Annotated in this window: 20 protein-coding genes and 1 tRNA gene; 7 read left to right on the top strand and 14 right to left on the bottom strand. The window is 68.9% G+C overall.

The features are described 5' to 3' along the window. The first annotated feature begins 5 nt into the window (after positions 1-5). Together JOE67_RS01765 and rpsT are read left to right on the top strand one after the other, a co-directional pair. Positions 6-734, top strand: a complete 729-nt coding sequence (locus JOE67_RS01765; RefSeq protein ID WP_204973831.1) for an alpha/beta fold hydrolase — start codon at positions 6-8, stop codon at positions 732-734. 161 nt (positions 735-895) lie between these two features. Then, positions 896-1,156, top strand: coding sequence for a 30S ribosomal protein S20 (gene rpsT, locus JOE67_RS01770; RefSeq protein WP_182253380.1), 261 nt, complete (start codon positions 896-898; stop codon positions 1,154-1,156). A 62-nt stretch (positions 1,157-1,218) separates the two neighbouring features. Here the strand turns inward: rpsT and holA are convergent, their stop codons facing one another. The 5 genes from holA to pabB all read right to left on the bottom strand — a co-directional run bounded on the left by holA (position 1,219) and on the right by pabB (position 9,319). After that, positions 1,219-2,265, bottom strand: coding sequence for a DNA polymerase III subunit delta (gene holA, locus JOE67_RS01775; RefSeq protein WP_204973832.1), 1,047 nt, complete (start codon positions 2,263-2,265; stop codon positions 1,219-1,221). Between the two features lie 29 nt (positions 2,266-2,294). Next, positions 2,295-4,553, bottom strand: coding sequence for a ComEC/Rec2 family competence protein (locus JOE67_RS01780; protein WP_338041461.1), 2,259 nt, complete (start codon positions 4,551-4,553; stop codon positions 2,295-2,297). Further along, positions 4,550-5,197 (bottom strand): ComEA family DNA-binding protein, encoded by a 648-nt coding sequence (locus JOE67_RS01785; protein WP_338041462.1) that lies wholly within the window; start codon positions 5,195-5,197, stop codon positions 4,550-4,552. Before JOE67_RS01785 ends, JOE67_RS01780 begins: the two co-directional genes overlap by 4 nt. Positions 5,198-5,376: 179 nt before the next feature. After that, the gene (gene leuS / locus JOE67_RS01790) at positions 5,377-7,869 is read right to left on the bottom strand and encodes a leucine--tRNA ligase (protein ID WP_204973833.1); all 2,493 of its coding nucleotides are present in this window, start codon (positions 7,867-7,869) and stop codon (positions 5,377-5,379) included. 112 nt (positions 7,870-7,981) lie between these two features. Further along, the gene (pabB, locus tag JOE67_RS01795; RefSeq protein ID WP_338041463.1) at positions 7,982-9,319 is read right to left on the bottom strand and encodes an aminodeoxychorismate synthase component I; all 1,338 of its coding nucleotides are present in this window, start codon (positions 9,317-9,319) and stop codon (positions 7,982-7,984) included. Positions 9,320-9,361: 42 nt separating this feature from the next. On the opposite strand from pabB, the gene JOE67_RS01800 reads away from it, so the two are divergent. The 3 genes from JOE67_RS01800 to JOE67_RS01810 are packed head-to-tail and all read left to right on the top strand — an operon-like array spanning position 9,362 to position 11,972. Next, positions 9,362-10,039, top strand: coding sequence for a VTT domain-containing protein (locus JOE67_RS01800; RefSeq protein WP_204973834.1), 678 nt, complete (start codon positions 9,362-9,364; stop codon positions 10,037-10,039). A 32-nt stretch (positions 10,040-10,071) separates the two neighbouring features. Further along, positions 10,072-11,100: an App1 family protein gene (locus tag JOE67_RS01805; protein WP_204973835.1), complete on the top strand. Its 1,029-nt coding sequence runs from the start codon at positions 10,072-10,074 to the stop codon at positions 11,098-11,100. Beyond that, entirely contained in the window at positions 11,100-11,972 is an 873-nt protein-coding gene (locus JOE67_RS01810; RefSeq protein ID WP_204976603.1) for a 3-methyladenine DNA glycosylase, read from the top strand. The genes JOE67_RS01805 and JOE67_RS01810 overlap by 1 nt, the downstream gene beginning before the upstream one ends. On the opposite strand, the gene JOE67_RS01815 is transcribed toward JOE67_RS01810, so the two are convergent. After that, positions 11,912-13,012, bottom strand: a complete 1,101-nt coding sequence (locus JOE67_RS01815; RefSeq protein ID WP_204973836.1) for an FAD-dependent oxidoreductase — start codon at positions 13,010-13,012, stop codon at positions 11,912-11,914. The genes JOE67_RS01810 and JOE67_RS01815 overlap by 61 nt on opposite strands. Before the next feature lie 125 nt (positions 13,013-13,137). On the opposite strand from JOE67_RS01815, the gene JOE67_RS01820 reads away from it, so the two are divergent. After that, complete coding sequence (locus JOE67_RS01820) at positions 13,138-14,277, top strand: calcium:cation antiporter (RefSeq protein ID WP_204973837.1); 1,140 nt, start codon at positions 13,138-13,140, stop codon at positions 14,275-14,277. 177 nt (positions 14,278-14,454) lie between these two features. Here the strand turns inward: JOE67_RS01820 and JOE67_RS01825 are convergent, their stop codons facing one another. After that, complete coding sequence (locus tag JOE67_RS01825) at positions 14,455-15,642, bottom strand: M14 family zinc carboxypeptidase (protein WP_239527946.1); 1,188 nt, start codon at positions 15,640-15,642, stop codon at positions 14,455-14,457. Between the two features lie 261 nt (positions 15,643-15,903). Beyond that, positions 15,904-15,979: transfer RNA gene (locus tag JOE67_RS01830), tRNA-Ala, on the bottom strand. A gap of 192 nt (positions 15,980-16,171) precedes the next feature. Here JOE67_RS01830 and JOE67_RS01835 point away from each other — a divergent pair. Continuing rightward, positions 16,172-16,378, top strand: a complete 207-nt coding sequence (locus tag JOE67_RS01835) for a hypothetical protein (protein ID WP_204973838.1) — start codon at positions 16,172-16,174, stop codon at positions 16,376-16,378. A gap of 2 nt (positions 16,379-16,380) precedes the next feature. Here JOE67_RS01835 and JOE67_RS01840 read toward each other — a convergent pair whose 3' ends face one another. The 6 genes from JOE67_RS01840 to JOE67_RS01865 are packed head-to-tail and all read right to left on the bottom strand — an operon-like array spanning position 16,381 to position 20,989. Further along, positions 16,381-17,343 carry a GNAT family N-acetyltransferase gene (locus tag JOE67_RS01840; protein ID WP_204973839.1) on the bottom strand — a complete coding sequence of 321 codons (963 nt, stop codon included), beginning with the start codon at positions 17,341-17,343 and terminating at the stop codon, positions 16,381-16,383. Positions 17,344-17,345: 2 nt separating this feature from the next. After that, a complete protein-coding gene (gene rsfS, locus JOE67_RS01845; protein ID WP_204973840.1) occupies positions 17,346-17,723 on the bottom strand; it encodes a ribosome silencing factor in 378 nt (125 codons plus the stop codon). Then, entirely contained in the window at positions 17,723-18,838 is a 1,116-nt protein-coding gene (locus JOE67_RS01850; protein WP_204973841.1) for a hypothetical protein, read from the bottom strand. The genes rsfS and JOE67_RS01850 overlap by 1 nt, the downstream gene beginning before the upstream one ends. Further along, on the bottom strand, positions 18,835-19,437 hold the full coding sequence (gene nadD, locus JOE67_RS01855; protein ID WP_204973842.1) for a nicotinate-nucleotide adenylyltransferase: 603 nt from the start codon (positions 19,435-19,437) through the stop codon (positions 18,835-18,837). Before nadD ends, JOE67_RS01850 begins: the two co-directional genes overlap by 4 nt. Positions 19,438-19,443: 6 nt before the next feature. After that, positions 19,444-19,662, bottom strand: a complete 219-nt coding sequence (locus JOE67_RS01860; protein WP_204973843.1) for a hypothetical protein — start codon at positions 19,660-19,662, stop codon at positions 19,444-19,446. Between the two features lie 49 nt (positions 19,663-19,711). Beyond that, entirely contained in the window at positions 19,712-20,989 is a 1,278-nt protein-coding gene (locus JOE67_RS01865; RefSeq protein ID WP_204973844.1) for a glutamate-5-semialdehyde dehydrogenase, read from the bottom strand. Positions 20,990-21,003 lie beyond the last annotated feature (14 nt).

The following is a 21,003-nucleotide window of genomic DNA, read 5'->3' on the forward strand; positions in this document are numbered from 1 at the left end:
AACGTGTGAGCGTTCAGGTCGTCCTCGTGCACGGGATCCGCACGTCGGCGACGATGTGGCGTTCGCAGCTCGAGTGGCTGGCCGAGAACGGGATCGCGGCGACTGCGGTCGATCTGCCCGCGCACGGCACGCGGATGGATGAGGACTTCACCCTGCATGAGGCTCTGCACACCATCGACGTCGCGGTGCGCAGAGCCGCTGCCGCCGGACCGGTGCTGCTCGTCGGCCATTCGATGGGCGGGCTGCTCTCCCTCGCCTATGCGGGCGGCGAGGACCCGCCGCCGATCGCGGGGATCGTCGCGGTGTCGTGCACCGCTCTTCCCCGCGGGCCGGCGCTGCGCGCGTACCGTGTGCTCGCCGGGGCGATGAACTCGCTCCCAGGGCGTGGGCAGTGGCTCACGGATCGGGTGCTCGCGGCGACGCTGCCTGTCGACACCCGCGGCGACTTCGCCGCGGGTGGGTACGCGTTCGACGCACAGGATGCCGCCCTGAGCAGCCTCGAGGCGCTCGACCTGTCGACCTCGCTCTCGCGCATCCGGGTTCCGCTCTGGTTCGTGAACGGGCAGTTCGACCAGCTGAGAGTGAATGAGGGGCTGTTCCAGCGTCTTGCGCCGCATGCCGAGCTGATCGTCGTGCCACGGGCGTCGCACCTGGTGACGGCGATGCGCCCGTCCGTCTTCAACGCGGTGCTGCGAGTGGCGACGGCGGTCGTTGATGCACAGGGGCGGACGTGAGCGAGGGCCGGCACGCTGATGAGGCGGGGTCCGCACCTGGTCCCGGCTGCTGGTAGTATTGTTTCTTGGCTTGCGTGTGGGTTCGTCCCTCACGACCGCTGTGCGACGTCCCTCTACCGTCGGCAGCATCCGATTCCCATCCAGACAGAAAGTGTCCACACGTGGCAAACATCAAGTCGCAGATCAAGCGCAACAAGACCAACCTGAAGGCTCAGGAGCGCAACCGCGCCGTCAAGAGCGAGCTGAAGACGCTGGTCCGCAAGACCCGCCAGGCCATCGCCGCCGGCGACAAGGAGGCCGCAGAGGGCGCCCTCAAGGTCGCTTCCGTGAAGCTCGACAAGGCCGTCAGCAAGGGCGTCGTGCACAAGAACCAGGCGAAGAACCGCAAGTCGGCCATCGCCAAGCAGGTCGCCGCGCTCTGAGCTGAAGCATCCTGCTCTGAAGGCCCGTCCCGTTCGCGGGGCGGGCCTTCTGCTGTGTCAGGTCAGTGAGAGGCGGTGAAGGCGTCTCGGGTGGCGACGACCGTCACCATGCGCTCGAGGGCGAAGATCGGGTCGCGTGCGGCGCCCTTGACCTCGGCATCGGCGCGGGCCGTCGCCTGGATCGCCATGCCGAGCGAGCGCTCGTTCCACCCTGCGAGATCTTTGCGGGCGCGATCCACCTGCCAGTCCTTCATACCCAGCTGCTGCGCGAGCTGACGGCTGGGCTCGCGCCGGCCGGCGACGCGCGCCATGGTGCGCAGCTTCATGGCGAAGGCGGCGACCATGGGCACGGGGTCGGCTCCGGATGCCAGAGCGTGACGCAGTGCGACGAGAGCCTCGCCGTAACGACCGGCGATGGCGGTGTCTGCGACGACGAACGCCGATACCTCGACCCGGCCGCCGTAGTACTTGCTGATGACGTCATCCGTGATGTCGCCCTCGACGTCGCCGATCAGCTGCTGACACGCAGCAGCGAGCTCGGTGAGGTCATCGGCGAAGGCCGAGACGAGCGCACGCAGGGCGGTCGGCTGGATGCGCTTCTTCACGGACTTGAACTCGCCCGCGGCGAAGTCGACGCGGTCGGAGTCTCGTTTGACGGCGGCGCAGGGGATCTCGATGCCGCCGCCGGTGCCGGCGCGCACCGCGTCGAGCAGCTTCTTGCCGCGCACGGTCGCTCCGGTGTGGCGGAGGATCACCGTCGCACCCTCCTGCGGTGCCTCGAGGTAGCGAACAGCCTCCTGGAGGAAAGCGTCAGTGCACTTCTCGACCCCTGCCACGCGAACGAGACGGGGCTCGCCGAACAGTGAGGGCGAGGTGAGCCCGAGCAGGCTGCCGGCGGAATAGTCATCAGCTCGGATGTCGCTCACTTCGAGCGCGGGATCTTCCGCACGCAGGTAGTCGCGCACACCGGCGATCGCACGCTCGGCCAGCACCTCTTCAGGACCCGACACGAGCACGATCGGAGCGGGTCGCGGCTCACGCCACGACACCTGCGGGATCTTGGCGCCCTTCGCGGCCGTGCTGCGTGCCGAAGAACGAGGAGCTGCCATGCTCTCAGCCTACCGGCGGGTGCCGACCTTCACTCCTGGTGCTCGGTCCACACGGCGAGCCGACCGTCGTGCCCGCCCACCAGCACAAGCCCTCGCCGGTCGGTGCGCAGCGCCCGAGAGCCCGCAGCCTCGAGCAGCGAGAGAGTCTCCTTGCGCGGATGCCCGTAGTCGTTCCCCTCTCCGACGCTGATCAGCGCCACCGGCGCCGCGACCTCGGCGTACAGCGCCGGCTCCTGGTCACGACTGCCGTGGTGCGCGACCTTCACGACCGCATAGCGGTCGTTCACACGTCCGCTCGACAGCAGCTGCCGCTGAGGAGCCGCAGAGAGGTCGCCGAGCATCAGCATCCGCGGGACTCCCCCGCCGGCGATGTCGACGACGAGACTCGCGTCGTTGCCGCTCGGAAACGCCGCTGAGTCCGGCGGCGGCCAGACTATCCGCCATCGGGCCGCACCCAGCGACCCGTGTGTGCCGACAGCCCCCTCCCGGAGCACCGCGCCTGCCGCCGCCAGCTCGTCCAGGATCCTCTGATCGGCGGGTTCGGCGACCGGTCCGTGCAGCACCGTCGCGACCCTTCCCGCGAGCGATGTCGCCGCGCCGACGTGATCGAGGTCGAAGTGGGTGAGCACGAGCAGGTCGATCTGCTCGGTGCCGGTCTGGGCGAGACAGCGACCGAGGGCGTCGGGATCAGCACCCGTGTCGACCAAGGCCGTGTGGCCATCCGATCTGATCAGCACCGCATCGCCCTGCCCGATGTCGCAGGCGGCGATCGACCATTCCCCTGGCGCCGTCATGGATGCGAGAGGCCCGGTGAGCAGCATCCGTGCCGCCGATACGGCCAGGGCGATGACGACCACCGCGGCGGCGGCGAGATGCAGCCGTCGCGAACGAGGTCGGACGAGCACGAGCGTGACCGCGGTGCTCAGCAGCGCGACCACGAACGCCGTCACAGGACCAGCCGGCACAGCCGCTGTCGCGCCGGGGAGGCCTGCGGTCACGGTCGCCGTCGTCTGGATCCAGGCCGCGGGGAGCCACGCGGCCGCGGCGAGCAGATCCGCCAGCGCGGGCAGAGGTGCCGCCAGGCACGCGAGAAGCCCGATGACCGTCGCGATGGGTGCGGCGGGCGCCGCGAGAAGATTGGCGATCACTCCGACGATCGATTGCGTCTCGGAGAACAGTGCGACGATCGGACCGCACACGAGCTGCGCTGCGAGCGGCACCGACAGCGCCAGCGCGAGCGGCCGGGGCATCCACCTGACGAGCCCGCGCAGCAGCGGCCTCGACAGCACGAGCAGCGCGGCGGTCGCCGCCGCCGAGAGCGCGAAACCCGGTGCGGCGGCCAGCCACGGGTCGACGATCAGCAGCCCGCAGACCGCCAGCGACAGCATCGGCAGTCCCGCGCTCGGACGACCGAGCAGCACCGCGAGCATGGCGAGCGACGCCATGACCGACGCGCGCACGACGCTCGGCTCCGGCGTGACGAGCACGACGAATGCCCCCAGTGCGAGCAGCGACAGGGCGACACGCAGAAAGAGTCCGCCGGCGCACAGCGACACGAGCCAGAAGACGGCTGCGACGACGATCGCGCAGTTCGCGCCGCTGACGGCAGTGAGGTGGCTGAGGCCGGATGCCAGCATCGCCGCGCTCACGTCTGGAGGCACGGCTCTCGTGTCGCCCACGGCGAGACCGGGCAGAAGTCCGGCGCCGGGTTCGGGCAGTGCCCCGGCGCGCTCGATGAAGCCCTCACGCACCCCGGCAGCGACGGCGAAGATACCGGTCGCCGGTCGAGCCACCTCCGCACGGGAACCGAATACGACCAGCACGACACGCTCGCCGGCATCCGTGCGCTTGCCCTGCCCTGTGACGCGAAGGACAGCACCGAGGTCCGCGCCGTCGATCGGGTCGACTCCGACGCGAACCGGCGCGCTGATCCGCTGATGCTGCGCCGGCGGCCCGATCTCGAGTGTCTGCGCGTCGAACCACAGCCGGCCGTCACGGCCCGCGGACGCCGAGGAGGTGACCTCCACCAGAGCCTCGATCACGTGTCCGTCCTGTGCGGCAAGGATCTCTCGCGCCGGCTGCGCCGCTGCGACGGTGGCTGCGAGCCCCGCGGCGCACAGCAGTCCGAGCACGACGAGGCCCGCACCGCGCCGCCGCAGAGCCACTACGAGCACGGCGCCGGCGATGCCTGCGCCGCTCGCGGGGACGGCGAGGCCAGGCACATGGACCAGAAGCAAAGCGATGCTCCACAGCGCCACCGCCAGCAGGGCGGTGCGCAGGTCTCTCACACCCTCACCTTCTCGCGCACACCGGCGAGCAGCTTCTCGCCGATACCGGGCACGGCCAGCAGATCGTCGACGGAGCGGAACCCGCCGTTCTCATCACGCCAGTCGATGATCCGCTGAGCGAGGGCGGGACCGATTCTCGGCAGGGTCTCCAGTGCCGCGGTGTCAGCGGTGTTCAGGTTCACAACGCCATCGCTGTCGGGACCGGCACCTGCCGCTCCGGCAGCTCCTTGCGCCGGCTCAGCGCCGATCTTCGGTACGACGACCTGCTCGCCGTCGCTCAGCGGCCGAGCCAGATTCACCGCCTGGAGGTCGGCGCTCTCGAGCGTGCCGCCGGCCGCGGCCAATGCGTCCACGAGCCGGGCCTCGGGATCGACGACGTACAGCCCCGGCGCGGTGACCTCGCCGAGCACGTGTACGTACAGCCCATCGGCGGGCGCGACCCCGGATGCCTCGCCTTCTGGGAATGACGTCGACGAGCCGTCATCGAACGCGATGCTCTCGACCGGTGCACCCTGCCCGCGCAGGATGCCCCACCCGACCGCGACCGAGAGCACCACCAGCCCCAGCGTCACGGCGGCGCCCACGCCCAGTCTGAGGCGCGAGCGCGCGCCGAGACGCGACTCTGCGGGTTCGTCAGCTGGCACCCTGCAACGCTAGGCCGCACTTCGCATCGCGCCGGGCGCGGATCCCACTGCGTGTGGACAACTCACCAGCGCCGATGGCTGTGCAGAACCGGGGCATCTAGCGCGCGCCGTTCCATAGGGGGCGATCATCCGCCGCATGGCCGGAGAACCGACCACGCGGCGGGCGTCCGCTGAGCCCGTCAGCCCTTGACGGCGAAGTTGACGATCTTCGGCGCGCGGACGATCACGCGCACGATCTCCTTGCCCTCGAGAGCGCGCTGCACCTTCTCGTCGGCGCGTGCCGCGGCCTCGAGGTCTGCGTCGGAGATGTCGGCTGCGACGTCGAGGGTCGCGCGGACCTTGCCGTTGACCTGAACCGCGACGGTCGCCGTGGCCTGCACCAGCAGGGCAGGGTCAGCATCCGGCCACTGCACGGCGCTCACCGACGGCTCGTGGCCGAGTCGTGCCCACATCTCCTCCCCGGTGTGCGGGGAGATGAGCTCGATGATCATCGCCACCGTCTCGGCGGCCTCGCGCACCGCAGAGTCGGCGGCGCCTGCACCGGTGTCGATCGTCTTGCGGATGCCGTTCACGAGCTCCATCAGACGGGCGACGAGCACGTTGAACTTGGTCTGCTCGACCAGTGACGGCGCATCGGCCAGCAGACGGTGGGTGATGCGACGCAGGGTCACGTCACCGGCATCGGGAGTCGTGCCTGGCTCGCTCGCGACCTCGTCCGCGACGCGCAGCGCACGCGAGAGGAACTTCTGTGCGCCCGACAGCGAGACGCCGTTCCACTCCTTGTCGTCCTCAACCGGGCCGGCGAACGCCAGCCCCAGGCGCAGCGCGTCGGCGCCGTACTGCCCGAGAAGGTCGGACAGCTCGACGAGATTGCCCTTGCTCTTCGACATCTTCGCGCCGTCCATGATGACCATGCCCTGGTTCACCAGGTTCGAGAACGGCTCCTCGAAGTCGATCAGACCGAGGTCGAACAGCACCTTGGTGATGAAGCGGGCGTACAGCAGGTGCAGGATCGCGTGCTCGACACCGCCGAAGTAGCCGTCGATCGGAGCCCACCGCTTCGCCTGCTCGGGGTCGAAGGCGAACTCGTCGCTGTTCGGCGACAGGAACCGCAGGAAGTACCACGAGCTGTCGACGAAGGTGTCCATCGTGTCGGCGTCACGCAGAGCGGGCTCGCCAGAAGCCGGATCGATCGTGCGCACCCACGACTCGGCCGCGCCCAGGGGCGACGAGCCCTTGGGGCGCAGGTCGAGACCGTCGACGCTCGGCAGCTTCACGGGCAGGCGGTCCTCGCGCACCGGCACGACGCTGCCGTCGTCCAGGTGGAGCATCGGGATCGGGGTGCCCCAGAAGCGCTGACGCGAGATCAGCCAGTCGCGCAGGCGGTAGTTCTTCGCGGCGCGGCCGGTGCCCGCCTCGCTCAGCTTCTCGACCGTGCGGGCGATGGCCTCGTTCTTCTCGAGGCCGTCGAGCTCACCCGAACCCGTCATGCGGCCGTTGCCGATCAGAGCGACGCCGGTGATCGCAGGGTCGAGCTCAGCCAGGTCCTCACCCTCGTTCGCCCCGCCAGCGACGGTCGTGTCGAGCACGACCCGGATCGGCAGATCGAAGGCGCGGGCGAAGTCGAGGTCGCGCTGGTCGTGCGCCGGCACGGCCATCACGGCACCGTGACCGTAGTCGGCCAGGACGTAGTCGGCGGCCCAGATCGGCATCCGCCCGCCGTTCACCGGGTTGATCGCAAAGCGCTCGAGGAACACGCCCGTCTTCGGACGGTCGGTCGACTGCCGCTCGATCTCGCTCTGCTTCTGCACCGTCTCGAGGTAGCCCTGGAAGCGCTCGCGCACCTCGGACGACGCTCCGGATGCCAGCTCCGCCGCCAGGTCGGAGTCAGGGGCGATCACGAAGAACGTCGCGCCGTGCAGGGTGTCGGGGCGCGTCGTGAAGACTGTGACGGGCTCGTCGCGACCCTCGATCAGGAAGTCGACGTCGGCTCCCGTCGATCGGCCGATCCAGTTCCGCTGCATCTGCAGCACCTTGTGCGGCCAGTGGCCTTCGAGGGTGTCGAGGTCATCGAGCAGACGGTCGGCGTATTCGGTGATCTTGAAGTACCACTGCGTCAGCTTCTTCTTGACGACCTCGGCGCCGCACCGCTCGCATCGGCCGTCGACGACCTGCTCGTTGGCCAGCACCGTCTGGTCGTTCGGGCACCAGTTCACGGCGCTCTTCTTGCGGTACGCGAGACCGCGTTCGTACAGCTTCAGGAACAGCCACTGGTTCCAGCGGTAGTACTCGGGGTCGGAGGTGTGCAGCACGCGCGACCAGTCGTACGACATGCCGTAGCCGCGGAAGCCGGCCTTGTGCTGGTCGATGTTCTTGTAGGTCCACTCACGCGGGTCAGCGCCGCGCTTGATGGCCGCGTTCTCAGCGGGCAGGCCGAACGAGTCCCAGCCGATCGGGTTGAGCACGTTGTGGCCGCGGTGACGCCAGTACCGCGCGACGATGTCGGGGTACAGGTAGTTGATGGCGTGCCCCATGTGCAGATCGCCCGACGGGTACGGGAACATGCCGAGGATGTACTTGCGCGGCCTCTCGTCGTCGTCGCCGCCGGCCACGAACGTCTCATTGTCGGCCCAGTACTCCTGCCACTTGAGCTGGATGTCATGTGCGGACATGACTTCAGTGGACTCGGCGTGCGACGCGTGCTCGGTCAAGGAAACGGCCAATCTGACGATGCGGGACAGCCCGGAAATCGGGTCCTTCCAGGGTATCGCGAGCCAGACGCGCCTAGGTAACCGGCAGCAGGTCCCGCCACGGCTGCGGCAGCTGCGCACCGAGGGCGGCGAGCGGCGCTCGCGCCTTCGTCGCGACCTCGGCAGCCTCGGCTTCCGGCTGCGACAGCCAGGTGATCCCGCCGCCGGCGCCCACGGATGCCGAGTCCGCGTCGACCACGATCGTGCGGATGACCATCGCCAGGTCGACGCGTCCGTCGAGGCCGACGTGTCCGAAGCATCCGGAGTAGATGCCGCGAGGCGCCCGCTCGAGGCGGTGCAGGATCGTCATCGCCGACAGCTTGGGCGCACCGGTCATGCTGCCCGCGGGGAAGGCGGCGTCGCACAGGTCGCCGAAGGTGACGCCCTCGCGCAGCCGAACGCTGACCGTGCTGACAAGCTGATGGACCGCGGGATACGTCTCGACCTGCCAGAGCCTCTCGACGTCGACCGTGCCCGGGACGCCGACGTGCGACAGGTCGTTGCGCATGAGGTCGACGATCATGACGTTCTCCGCGCGCTCCTTGACATCGGCGCGCAGCTCATCGGCGAGCCGGGCGTCGTCCTCCGCCGTCGCACCGCGCGGCCGGGTCCCCTTGATGGGGCTCGTCGACGCCCGCCCGTCGCCTGTCGCGAGGAACTGCTCGGGGCTCGCGCTGAGCACGTGCTGCTCCCCCACCCGCAGGTAGCCGCCGTGATGAGCGGGCGTCGCCGCACGCAGTCGCCGGTAGACGGCGAAGGGATCACCGGGCCGCGCTGTCGTGAATCGCGTCGTGAGGCACAGCTGATACGCGTCGCCGCGCCGGATCGCCGCCCTGCACTCCTCGACGAGTGCGGTGTACTCGGTCACCCCGTGCCTCGGGGTCGCGATCTGCGAGCCTGCGGGGTCTGCGGCGGGTTCGAGAGCAGAGGCGCTCATCGCCTCGCTCACGGTGCGCGCCCATGCGTCGATCTCGTCCGCAGGCGCGAGCGCATGCACCTCGCCCGTGGCATGGTCCACCGCAACCGCGCGGGCGACGGCGATCCAGGTCGGCGGCGCTGCGGTGCCGGCGACGGGCGCGCCGTTCGCCGCAGCGCCGTGCTCGTACGGCAGCCAGCCGACCCAGCCGCCGAGGAACGGGATGGGCGACGTCTCCGCCGGTCTGCTCAGGTCGACGGCGCGCACCGCCCCGAGATCGAGCTCGGCGAGGCCCGTTCCGATGAGACTCCAGCCGACCTGCGGGTCGATGCCGGCATCCAGCCAGAAGACATCCCCCTCGCGGCCGAACAAGCGGGCGAACATCGTCTCGACGTCCGGATGCCGATCGTCGACGGCACGCGCGACGCGTGCGCTCAGCGGGAGTGGTGCGGGCACCTTCACAGCGTATGGCTCCGCGGCAGGCTTTACGCTCATGGGGTGAACGACTTCGTGCTCTGGGTCATCGAGGCCGTGCAGGCCGTCGACCCGGTGCTGCGCACGGTGCTGGCGGGTGTGGCGATCATGCTCGAGACGAGCATCCTGATCGGCCTCGTCGTCCCCGGCGACACGGTCGTCCTCGTGGCGGCGATCGGCGTCGACGGCTGGGCAGAGGGCATCGCACTCGGCGTCACGGTGGTCATCGGCGCGCTGATCGGCGAGTCCATCGGCTTCTGGCTGGGCACCTGGGCAGGTCCGCACATCCGCGCCTCCTGGCTCGGGCGCCGGATCGGCGAGGAGCACTGGCAGCGCTCCGAGCGCTATCTTCGTCGCCGCGGCGGCGTCGCCATCTTCCTCTCCCGGTTCCTGCCGGTGCTGCACTCGCTCGTGCCGCTCACCGTGGGGATGAGCGGGTACGCGTACCGCCGGTTCATCGCCTGGACGCTGCCTGCGTGCGTGCTGTGGTCCGGTCTCTATGTCGGCCTCGCCGCCACCGCTGCCGGCAGCTACCACGAGCTCTCGGACCGAGTGCACTACGCCGGCTACCTGTTCGTCGGGGTCATCGTGGTGCTGCTGGTGGTGCTGCTCGTCGGCAAGAAGCTGCTCGCACGGCGCGAGGAGCGGCACATGCGCCATCCCGGCGAGGTGAACGAAGGCGAGCGGCACTCCGAAGGGTGACCCTGCAGCGCAACCGTGAAAGACTGGTGACGATGTCTCCTGCCTCACCGGCCAAGATCCACTGGTTCGCCCGACTCGAACACCGCGTCCACGTCTGGCGCGAGCGACGCGCTCGCCGACGGGGGCGTTCGGCGACCGCGGTGCCTTTCCCCGGCTACGGCAGCACCGCCGGCTGGGTCCGCGTCGTGGGTCGCGCGCTGATCGTGCCGGCGCCGCTGAAGAAGACCCGCGGCGAGGGCAGTGTCCGGGGCTGGCGCTCGTTCGTCAGTATCCCGGTCAGCTTCGCCTCCGTCGTCATCGAGATCGGCGGGCGGACGCACACGGTCGTCGCCGACCGCGGCGGCGTGATCGACACGGTGATCGACGCGGACCTCCCAGCGGGCTGGCAGACCTTCACGATGTCTGTCGAGGGACAGAAGCCGCTCGAGGCCACCGCCTTCATCGTCGACGAGAACGTCGAGTTCGGCGTGGTGTCCGACGTGGACGACACCGTGATGGTCACGGCGCTGCCGAGGCCGTTCATCGCCGCATGGAACTCGTTCGTGGTCGACGAGCACGCCCGCACGCCGGTGCCCGGCATGGCGGTGCTGCTCGAGCAGCTGCGGCGCGACAACCCCGGCTCGCCGATGATCTACCTCTCGACCGGAGCGTGGAATGTCGCGCCGACCCTGCGGCGCTTCCTCAGCCGTCACCTCTTCCCGGCCGGCGCCATGCTGCTCACCGACTGGGGCCCCACGCACGACCGCTGGTTCCGCAGTGGCCAGGCGCACAAGACGAGCAACCTCCGCCGCCTGGCGCAGGAGTTCCCGAACGTCAGGTGGCTGCTGATCGGAGACGACGGACAGCACGACGAGGCGATCTACTCGCAGTTCCAGGAGGAGCATCCCTCATCGGTCGCCGCGGTGGCGATCCGCCGCCTGCTGCCGGCCGAGGCGGTGCTGGCCGGCGGTCGTGCGTCAGGTGAGCACGCCGACGGGGACGTTCCGTGGGTGAGCGCCGAGGACGGCGCCGGCCTGCGCGAGCGGCTCACCGAGGTCGGCATCCTCAACGACCCGTCATGATGACTCTGTCGCGCGCCGAATGGTCGGCTCGTGCTGAGGCGCATTCCGAGCGAGCCGACGCTCTGACGGCTGCGCACCGCAAGCGTCAGCAGCGCGGCGAGAAGCATCCGGTCGAGGACTTCCTCTTCACCTATTACTCGTACAAGCCCGCGCAGCTGCGCAGGTGGCATCCCGGTGCGGGGGTAACGCTTCACGACGCCGCCGAGCGAGCCGGCTGGCGGTGGTACTCGCCCGGCCCCCATTCCGGTGACGTCGTTCCCGATGCGGAGATGTTCCGCGCAGAGAAGCCGCAGCTCGCCTCGCTCATCGAGCGCATGCTGCGGCTGACGGCTGCACGCCCCGGTCAGTTCGGATGCTTCGGACTGCACGAATGGGCGATGGTCTATCGCACCGAGGAGCACCGGCATGCCGTTCCCCTGCGGCTGGGCAGCGCTGGTACGGATGCGGTCGTCGAGGACGGCGACCTGCGATGCACGCATTTCGATGCCTTCCGCTTCTTCACCGACGACGCGGCGCCCCGCAACCGGCTGCCCCTGAGTCGTGAGAGCCAGCCCGATCTCGAGCAGCCCGGATGCCTCCATGCGGGCATGGACGTGTACAAGTGGGCCATCAAGCTGGGTCCGCTGGTACCGGGTGAGCTCATGCTCGACGCCTTCGAGCTCGCCTCCGACATCCGCCGTCTCGACATGGAGGCCGCGCCCTACGATCTGTCGGAGTGGGGTGTTCGGCCGGTGCGGATCGAGACCGCGGAGGGCAAGGCCGAGTACGTGCGCCGGCAGCGGGTATTCGCTGAGCGGGGTAACGCTCTGCGTCACGCCATACTCGACGCCTGGCTCGGGGTGCCACTCGCCGCGGAGTCGGCGGCGAGCTGAGAGAGCTGCCGGCGCACACCGGTCGCTGCAATGCGCCCGGCGCGGTTGGCTCCGATCGTGCTCGCTGAGGGCCCGTAGCCGACGAGCTGGATGCGGGGATCGGCCACCGCGGTCGTGCCGCGCCCGCCACGATCGAGCTGGATGCCGCCTCGCGGGCCGCGCAGACGAAGCGGGGCGAGGTGGGCGATCGCGGGCCGGAACCCGGTTGCCCAGACGATGATGTCGACAGCTTCGAAGGACCCGTCCGCCCACCGCACGCCGTCGGGCTCGATCGACGAGAACATCGGGCGTCGTGCCGCGTACGCCCCGAGCCGCTCGGCTTCCCGCTCCTGCGGACGCAGCATCAGTCCTGTGACGCTGACGACGCTCTCGGGCGGCAGGCCCTGAGCGACTCTCTGCTCGACCAGGGCGACCGCAGCGGCCCCCGCCTCGGGCGTGAAGTCGTCGGTTCGCCAGACCGGCGGCCTGCGGGTCACCCACACCGTGTCGGCGATCGGGGCGAGCGCACCGAGGAACTGCACGGCGGATGCGCCGCCGCCGACGACCAGCACCCGCTTGCCGCGGAAGTGCTCGGGTCCCGGATAGTCGACGGTGTGCAGCTGCTCACCGACGAAGGTCTCCATGCCCGGGTAGTGCGGCACGAATGGCTGGGTCCAGGTGCCCGTCGCGTTGACGAGGGTGCGACTGCGCCAGGACCGCTCCCCCGCCCGGACCACCAGGATGCCGTCGTCGTCGCGCACGTCGTCGACGTGGACAGGACGGATCACGGGCAGGTCATGCTCTCGTTCGTATGCAGCGAACGTCTGCGGCACGGCGATGTTCGCTCGGGCATCGTCATGCACGGGCGCGTCGTCGCCGGGCAGCTCGGCGACGCGATGCACATCGCGCATGGTCAGGGCATCCCACCGGTGCTGCCAGGCCCCGCCCGGGTGCACGTTCGCGTCGAGTACGACGTGCTCGACGCCGAGCCGCTGCAGGTGGTACGACGCAGAGAGGCCCGCCTGGCCAGCTCCGATCACGACGCTGTCGAGAATGCTCACACCCGTGCACAACATCTGCACAGGCGCCGTTGTTCCTGCTTGCTACCCTGGTTCTGAAGCGACCGGCGGGACGACCCGGCGGAGAGATCACAGGTGGGGACGGCCCCGCAGATTCGGTTCGCACCGTGACCCGCTCAGACCTCCTCCGCTCCGTCCTCACTCGCAGCGCCATCGTGCGTCTCGTGCTCGGCTGGGGCTCATTCGTCCTCCTGCTGGCCCTCGGGCCGCTGCTGTCAGGGCCATTGCCGACGATCATGCTCTGGCTGGCGCTGGCGGCCATCGTCGCGGTGATCGTCGTCTGCGCATTCGGCGTGGTCATCGAGGCCGAGCATCTGGCGCATCGCCTCGGTGATCCGTACGGCACCCTCGTGCTGACGCTGTCTATCGCCGCGATCGAGGTGATCCTCATCGCCGCCGTGATGCTCGGGCCCGGTGAGCATCAGACGATCGCGAGGGACTCGGTGATGGCCGTGTCGATGATCATCATGAATCTGGTCATCGGCGTCGCGCTCATCGCCGGCGGACTGCGTCACTCCGAGCCCAGGGCGAATCGGACGGGCGTCTCGACGTACCTCGGCATGCTCATCGTGCTGCTCGCGGTGGCCTTCGCGTTCCCGGCGTTCCTCGGTGACGGCGGCGCCTATGCCCCCGCCGCAGCGGTGGCGATGATCGTGCTCGTCGTGCTGCTCTACGCGTTCTTCCTGCTGCGTCAGATGGGCGCACAGAAGACGGATTTCCAGGAGGTGGACGACAGCCGGGATGCCCGTGGCGATGGCACCCGCACCTCCGCGGTGGCCGTGATGGTCGAGCACCGCGCGGAGCTCATCGCCCGCGCCCTGCTTCTGCTCGCCCTCGTGCTGCCGATCGTGCTGCTCTCGCACGACATGGCGACGCTGCTCGACGATGGGTTGGGGAGACTCGGAGCGCCGGTGGCACTGTCGGGCATCCTCATCGCGATGATCGTGTTCCTGCCCGAGACGATCACCACCGTGCGGGCGGCGCTGGGCGGCGAGATGCAGCGGGTCAGCAATCTGTGCCACGGTGCCCTGGTCTCGACCGCCGGGCTTACGATCCCCGCGGTGCTCACGATCGGCCTGCTGACCGGGCAGACCGTGCTGCTCGCCGAGAGCCCGGGGAATCTGCTGCTGCTGGGCCTCACCCTGCTGCTGACGATGTCCACCTTCAGCGCGCGGCGCCTGAACCCGTTGCACGGCGCCACGCATCTGCTGCTCTTCGTGCTCTACGTGTTCAGTGTGTTCGCATAGCGGCGGCGCCCAGGCATCCGGGAGCAGACGTCGTGCGCTCTGGAGAGCCTCTGGTGAGCCGACGGACGTGGAGGCCTTCAGCGGTGCGCGGCGGGAAGGCTGAGAGCCTGTTCTCGGGCGGAGCGGATCCAACCGAGAACAGGCTCTCCAATGGGGAACTCCAACGGCGTCGAGGAATCAGTCGCGCGGGAACGGCTCGCGCGTCGGAATGTCCTCATAGTCTTCGGGGTCGAGGTTGTCGATGCTGCCGTCAACGACCGCGTCGACGAGGCCCATGAGACCGGTTTCGACCTGCTTGACCAGCTTGCCGCTGGACTTCGTGCCGTCGTACTGTGTCTGGCTCGAGGTCTCGAAGAGGACCGTCGCGCTGCCACGCAGAGCGAACGAGCCGAGAGCAGTGCCGGGGAGGTTTGTGTCCTGCGGGTACAGCGTCACGTTGCCGAAGCCTGACTCGCCGCGGTTCTGCAGAGCGTTGTACACAGCGACGTTTGCGCGACGCGAGTGATCGTAATCGAACTTGGGCCAGTCGCCGAACGCGGTCGGGTCGGCGATGAAGCGGCCCGAGATCGACAGGAATGAACGCTCTCCTGTGGCGGAGTCCAGGTAGCAGTTGCCCTGGTTATGCAGGTCCACGAAGTAGTCGACGGTGCCGAACTCACCTTCGAGGTCGCGATACAGGTCGCGCACGAGCTGGGTCTCGGGGTTGATGTACCAGCCAGTGCCGGCGCTCGTACCAGGGAAGTCCGCGGGGTTCGGAACATAGTCGAGGTCGGGGTTGAAGTCGCGGTTCATGTCGAAGCCGCCGACGCGCGAGTTGTAGTTCCACGAGGGCTGCGCACCTGCGAGCTGGGGGAAGTCAGCGACGACCTCGTCCCACGAGTGCTGGTTCTGACGCGTGTCGTTCTCGCCGCCGTCGACGTTCATACGCGGGATCGTGACGATCGTGACCGCATCGCGCAGCTGCTGGGCGGCGCGCGTGTTGCTGCCCCAGTCAGCGAGCAGGTTGAGCAGCGCCTCGGTGCCGTGGTTCTCGTTGCCGTGGATCTGCGACTCGATGAAGATGACGGTGTCGCCATGGCCGACGCGCGCGGTGTAGATGTCGGTTCCATTGCCCGTCTGACCGAGGACGTCGACCGCGACGGTGCCGTTGGTCGTGTGCTCGATCTTGTCGAGAGCCTTCGTCAGCTGCGCGTGGTTGACGAAGCCGTCGATGTTGTTGCTGGCTTCTGTGCCGCAGTGTGCGTTCGCGGGCGGTCCTGCGTAGGCCGGGGCTGTGGCCAGAAACAGGCTGCCGACCATGGCCGTAGCGCTGGCGATAGCGAGGACTTTGCCGCGAGTTCTCTTCGTGGGACGTGATTCGATCATTGAATCTCTCCTTCTGAGTTCGGTAACTGACCGTCACACGGTTTGTGGAGAAAGCGCAAGCCTGTCTGCGGAAATGACCTATTTCTCGTGTTCGACCTACATGAAGTCGGCGACACGCGCTCGAGTGCAGGGATCTTCCTGTGGATCTCCGCCACGATGGGGCGTTTGGGCATCGCCAGACTGTCTACCGGGGTCAACGAGGCGTGCACCGCCGACCGGAGCGCCAAACGAAGAACTCCCCGCCGAGGCGGGGAGCTATCTTGGTGGACCTGAGGGGACTCGAACCCCTGACCCCCTGCATGCCATGCAGGTGCGCTACCAGCTGCGCCACAGGCCCATCTTCGCTGCCGAACTCGGCAACCTGATCAGCATACTACGTACCGGCGGGCGACAGCCAAATCGCCCGTGCCGGTCGGGAGTGTCGGCTACTCCTCGGTCGACGCGGCGTCAAGAGCCTGCGGTGCGCGCCGCACGCGAGCTAGATTCACGGCACCCGGCTCGCATCGAGTCGACGAGCAGAGGAGCGATCATGACCAACCCCACCCCCAACATGCTTCCCGAAGATCCCGACCTCGAAGAAGACGACGCGGGCCTGCCGACCAGGGAGATCGACGGCGAGGTCGAGATCGATCCGGACGCCGATCCGGATCAGGTCGACAGCATCGACGCCGATCGCCTGGCCTCCGGTGCAGAGGAAGAAGACGACGCATGGGCGGGCGACAAGCGCATCGACTGACGTCAGCTGATCGCGAGGGGCCCCTCGAGAGCGTACGAGATATCGGCGACCTCGAAGCCGATCGCCCGGTTCAACGAGAGCATGGCGCTGTTGTCGACGGCGGTCGACGTCTGCACCCATCGTGCGGCGGCCGCCGCCGGCACCGAGCGCAGCTGCCGTAGATTCTCAGCCTTGAGCAATCGCGCGATTCCGCGGCCGCGATACGCGCCCTCGACGAAGGTGTCATCCTGCACGATGATCTCGTCACCGTCTCTCGCGACGAAGATCACCGTGTAGCCGACGCCGCGCGATCCTGCGCGCGCCATCGCCCGAACGAGGATCCACCCCTGATCGCTCATGCGCTTCTCATGAGCACGCACCCAGTCCGGGTCGATCACGGTCGCCCGCCTGGTGAGCTCGCCCAGGGGCACATCATCGCGCATGCTCGCGTTCAGGCGCACCCAGTCACCGAGGAGCCCATCGGGAACGGCCCCCGTCCACGCGACGACGTCCACGCCCGAGACCGCAGGGGCATCGGGCGCCGCGGACGCGCTGTCGCGCAGCATCCGGAACTCGCTGTTCGCGATCGACAGGCCGATGCGCTCCGCGAAGGCCACTCCCGGCGCTGACCACGTCTCTGACTGCACGACAGCAGGCGAGTGCTCAGCGAGCAGCTCTCGCGCGGCCTCCCAGAGCGCCGTACCGCGACCGCGACGACGGTGTTCGGGGAGCACTCCGACAGTGACCTCTGCAGGATCGCCGTCGCTCACCGCCACATCCGCCGCGCCCGCGACAGAGCCGTCGTCAGCGTGATAGACGAGCGCCCAGCGGCGACGGCCCGAAGGCGGGTCGGCGAACTGCGCCAGAACGCTCTCGTCGCTCGGCCACCAGGCCCCGACGCGGTCTTCGACACATGATCGCCGGATCGCAGCGCTCCATTCGATGAGCGCCGCCGCGTCGACCGGGTCGACGACGGAGACGCTCACCGTCACTCCCCCGCGGCGGGGGCGGGAAGCTCGATCGGAACGACCGGGCAGTCCTTCCAGAGACGCTCGAGCCCGTAGTAGACGCGCTCCTCGGAGTGGAAGACGTGCACGACGAGGTCACCGAAGTCGAGCAGCACCCAGCGCGACTCGGCCCGGCCTTCACGGCGCACGCGACGGTGACCGGCCTCGAGAAGCTGGTCCTCGATCTCGTCCGCGATGGCGGCGACGTTGCGCTCGCTGTTTCCGGTGACGAGAAGGAAGATGTCGACGAGCGGCAGCGGCTCGGAGACGTTGAGGGCGATGAGGTCCTCCCCGCCCTTCGCATCCGCCGCGCGCGCGGCGATCTGCAGCATCTCAACGGCGGTCTGAGGGGATTGCATCAACCGAGGACTCCTGAAGTGAAAGCGATGATGAGCGACGCGGCCAGCGCGAGCGCGAGACCACCGGCGACGATCGCCAGGGTCAGAGTGAGCTTGTTGCTCTTGTCGGGGGCGGGCGGTCGGATGACCTCGCCCGCGGGCTTGGAGGTGCTGATCGCCGAGCTGGCGGCGATCGGGGTGGGCGACGAGGCGGGAGCGAGCTCGCCGTCGAGCAGCACGGCGTCGATGTCTTTGCCGTCAGTGGTGCCGAGTGCGTGGCCCTGCGAGCCGACGCCCTCAGGAAGCTGATAGGTGCCGGTGATCAGCAGCTCACCGGTGGACGCGACGGGCCCCGAGAGCGACCCCGCCCCCGGCGACGGCGTGAAGATGAGGGTGCTCGCAGTCTTGTGGGGGCCGGCGGAACCGCTCTCGAGCAGTTCGTCGAACGCTGCGGGAGCAGCGTGTTCGCCGTGTGACCTCTTGACGCCGATGCCGAACGCGGCACCGACCATCGGACGATCCGCTTCGCTCTCGGTCTCTATCACCTGCGCGGCCGCAGAACCGACGGTCGGCTCGGTCTGCGAATCGACGCCGGACTCAGCTGAGATCGGCTCGAACGGGGCAGGCTCGTCGGCGGCCGGCTCCGAGTCAGCGGGCTCCGACGGCGCGTCGACGCGCGGCGCCTGTGCGGGCTGGGGAGCGAAAGCGGGGATGCCCGACACGAGGCCGGGCGACTCGACAGACGGCTCATCCGGCGTGACCTGCTCGATGACAGGCTCGTCGACGACGGGCTGCTGGACCACCGGCTCGTCGACGACCGGTTGCGCGACGGCCGGCTCGTCAGCGACCGGCTGCTCGCCAGTGGCGACCACGGGGACGGACCCGGTGCGAATGCGCTCCTGCTCGCGCGCGGCGCGACGGGTCAACGGCGAGGCTGCGGGCGGCACGGACTGTGGCCCAGCGGAAGGTGTCGGAGCGGTCGTCTCGTCGGAGGGCTCGGCGACCTGCAGCTCGGCAGGCTCCGGCTGAGCGGCAGCCGCGGCCTCCTCACCGCCGACGACCGGTGTCGAGCCGGTCAGACGAAGCTCACGCAGCTGCTTGCGCGTGAGGGTGTGCCCGTCCTCTTCAGTGCTCATGCCTTGCTCCGATACAGATGATGCTTCGCGATGTACTGGACCACGCCATCCGGTACCAGGTACCAGACCGGCTGCCCGTCGGCGACGCGCTCTCGGCAGTCCGTCGATGAGATCGACAGCGCCGGCACTTCGAGCTGACTCACATCCTCGGTGGGCAGTCCGTCCGTGCTCAGCACGTGGCCTGGTCGAGAGACGGCGACGAAGTGGGCGAGATCCCACAGTTCATCATGGTCCCTCCAGCTGAGAATCTGCGCCACGGCATCGGCCCCGGTGATGAAGAACAGCTCGGCGTCGGGTCGCTGCGCCTTGAGATCGCGCAGGGTGTCGATCGTGTATGTCGGACCGTCGCGATCGATATCGACCCGGCTCACGGTGAAGTCGGGATTGGATGCCGTCGCGATGACCGTCATCAGGTAGCGATGCTCGCTCGGTGAGACGTTCTGCTTCTGCCACGGCTGCCCTGTGGGCACGAACACGACCTCATCGAGGTCGAACGAGTGCGCCACCTCGCTCGCCGCGACCAGGTGACCATGGTGGATGGGGTCGAACGTGCCACCCATCACGCCGATGCGCGGTGCTCGAGCGGTGGAATCGTGCATGCGGTCCTAGTGGCCGTGGCCGTGGCCGTCCTTGCCGTGCTTCAGCGCGTACGCCTCGGCCTTGGCCGCGTGACGGTTGGCGACGTTGCGGAAAGACAGCGTCACCAGGCCCATCACGGCGAAGATGATCGCGGCGATGACACCGAAGATGAAGGTTTCGGCAGCCACGTTGCCGTGGTGCTCCGTCTCGGCTGCGGCCATCGCAATCTGTGCGACGAGGTTCATCCTGACTCCGTTCGTGACCTGGCGAGCAAACGCCTGTCCAGTCTAGTCCTCAGCCGCGGATCTGACCGGACCCGCGCGCGAGCCACTTCGTGCTGGTCAGCTCGCCGAGGCCCATGGGGCCGCGCGCGTGGAGCTTCTGCGTCGAGATGCCCACCTCGGCACCGAAGCCGAACTCCGCACCGTCGGTGAACCGCGTGGAGGCGTTGACCATCACGACAGCGGAATCGACCTCGGCCAGGAAGCGCTCGGCGTTGCGCGAATCGGTCGTGATGATCGACTCCGTGTGACCCGTGCTGTAGCGACGGATGTGCGCGAGTGCCTCGTCGAGGTCATCGACGACCTTGATCGCGATCTCGAGCCCCAGGTACTCGGTGGCCCAGTCCTCGTCGGTGGCCGGGATCGTACCCGCGACGAGGCCGACGACCATGTCGTCTCCATGGATCGCCACGCCCTCACTGAGCAGAGCGCTGGCGATGACAGGCACGAGCTGAGGGGCTGCCTGGCGATGCACGAGCAGCGTCTCGACGGCGTTGCACACGCTGGGTCGCTGCACCTTCGCGTTGACGACGATGTCGCGCGCCCAGTCCATCGGCGCCGACTCGTCGATCACGATGTGCACTACGCCGGCCCCGGTCTCGATGACCGGCACCGTCGACTCGGTGACCACGGTCTCGATGAGAGAGGCGCTGCCACGCGGCACCAGCACGTCGATGAGCCCGCGGGCGTGCATCATGGCCTTCGCGCCCTCCCGTCCGAAGTCATCAACGCTCTGGATCGCTTCGGGATCGTGCCCGAGCGCCTCGACAGCCTGGCGCATGACCGAGACGAGAACCGTGTTCGAGTCCCGTGCGGCGCTGCCGCCCCGCAGCACGACCGCGTTGCCCGAGCGCAGCGCGAGCGCGGCGATGTCGACGGTCACGTTCGGCCGTGCCTCGTAGATCGCTCCGACCACCCCGAAGGGCACGCGCACCTGCTCGAGAGCCACGCCGTTCGGCATTCGGTGCCCGCCCACGACCTGACCGACCGGGTCGGGCAGGGTGGCGACGTCACGGACCGCGGCGGCAAGGGCCGCGACGCGCCGCTCATCCAGCCGCAGCCTGTCGATGAGCGCGTCGCCGATGGCATCCGCCCGTCCTCGCTCGACATCGCGGGAGTTCGCCTCGACGATGCGCGCCGTGCTCGATTCGATCGCGGCGGCGATCGCCTCGAGCAGGTCGGCCTTCTCGCCGCTGGTCAGACGGGCGACCGAGCGAGAGGCCTCCTTTGCGCGCGTCAGGCGATCCAGCGCGGTGTCCGCGGGGGCGTCGGTGACGGAGGAAGTGCTCATCCGGTCAGTGTATC

This window comes from Microbacterium esteraromaticum, assembly GCF_016907315.1.
Classification (GTDB): domain Bacteria; phylum Actinomycetota; class Actinomycetes; order Actinomycetales; family Microbacteriaceae; genus Microbacterium; species Microbacterium esteraromaticum.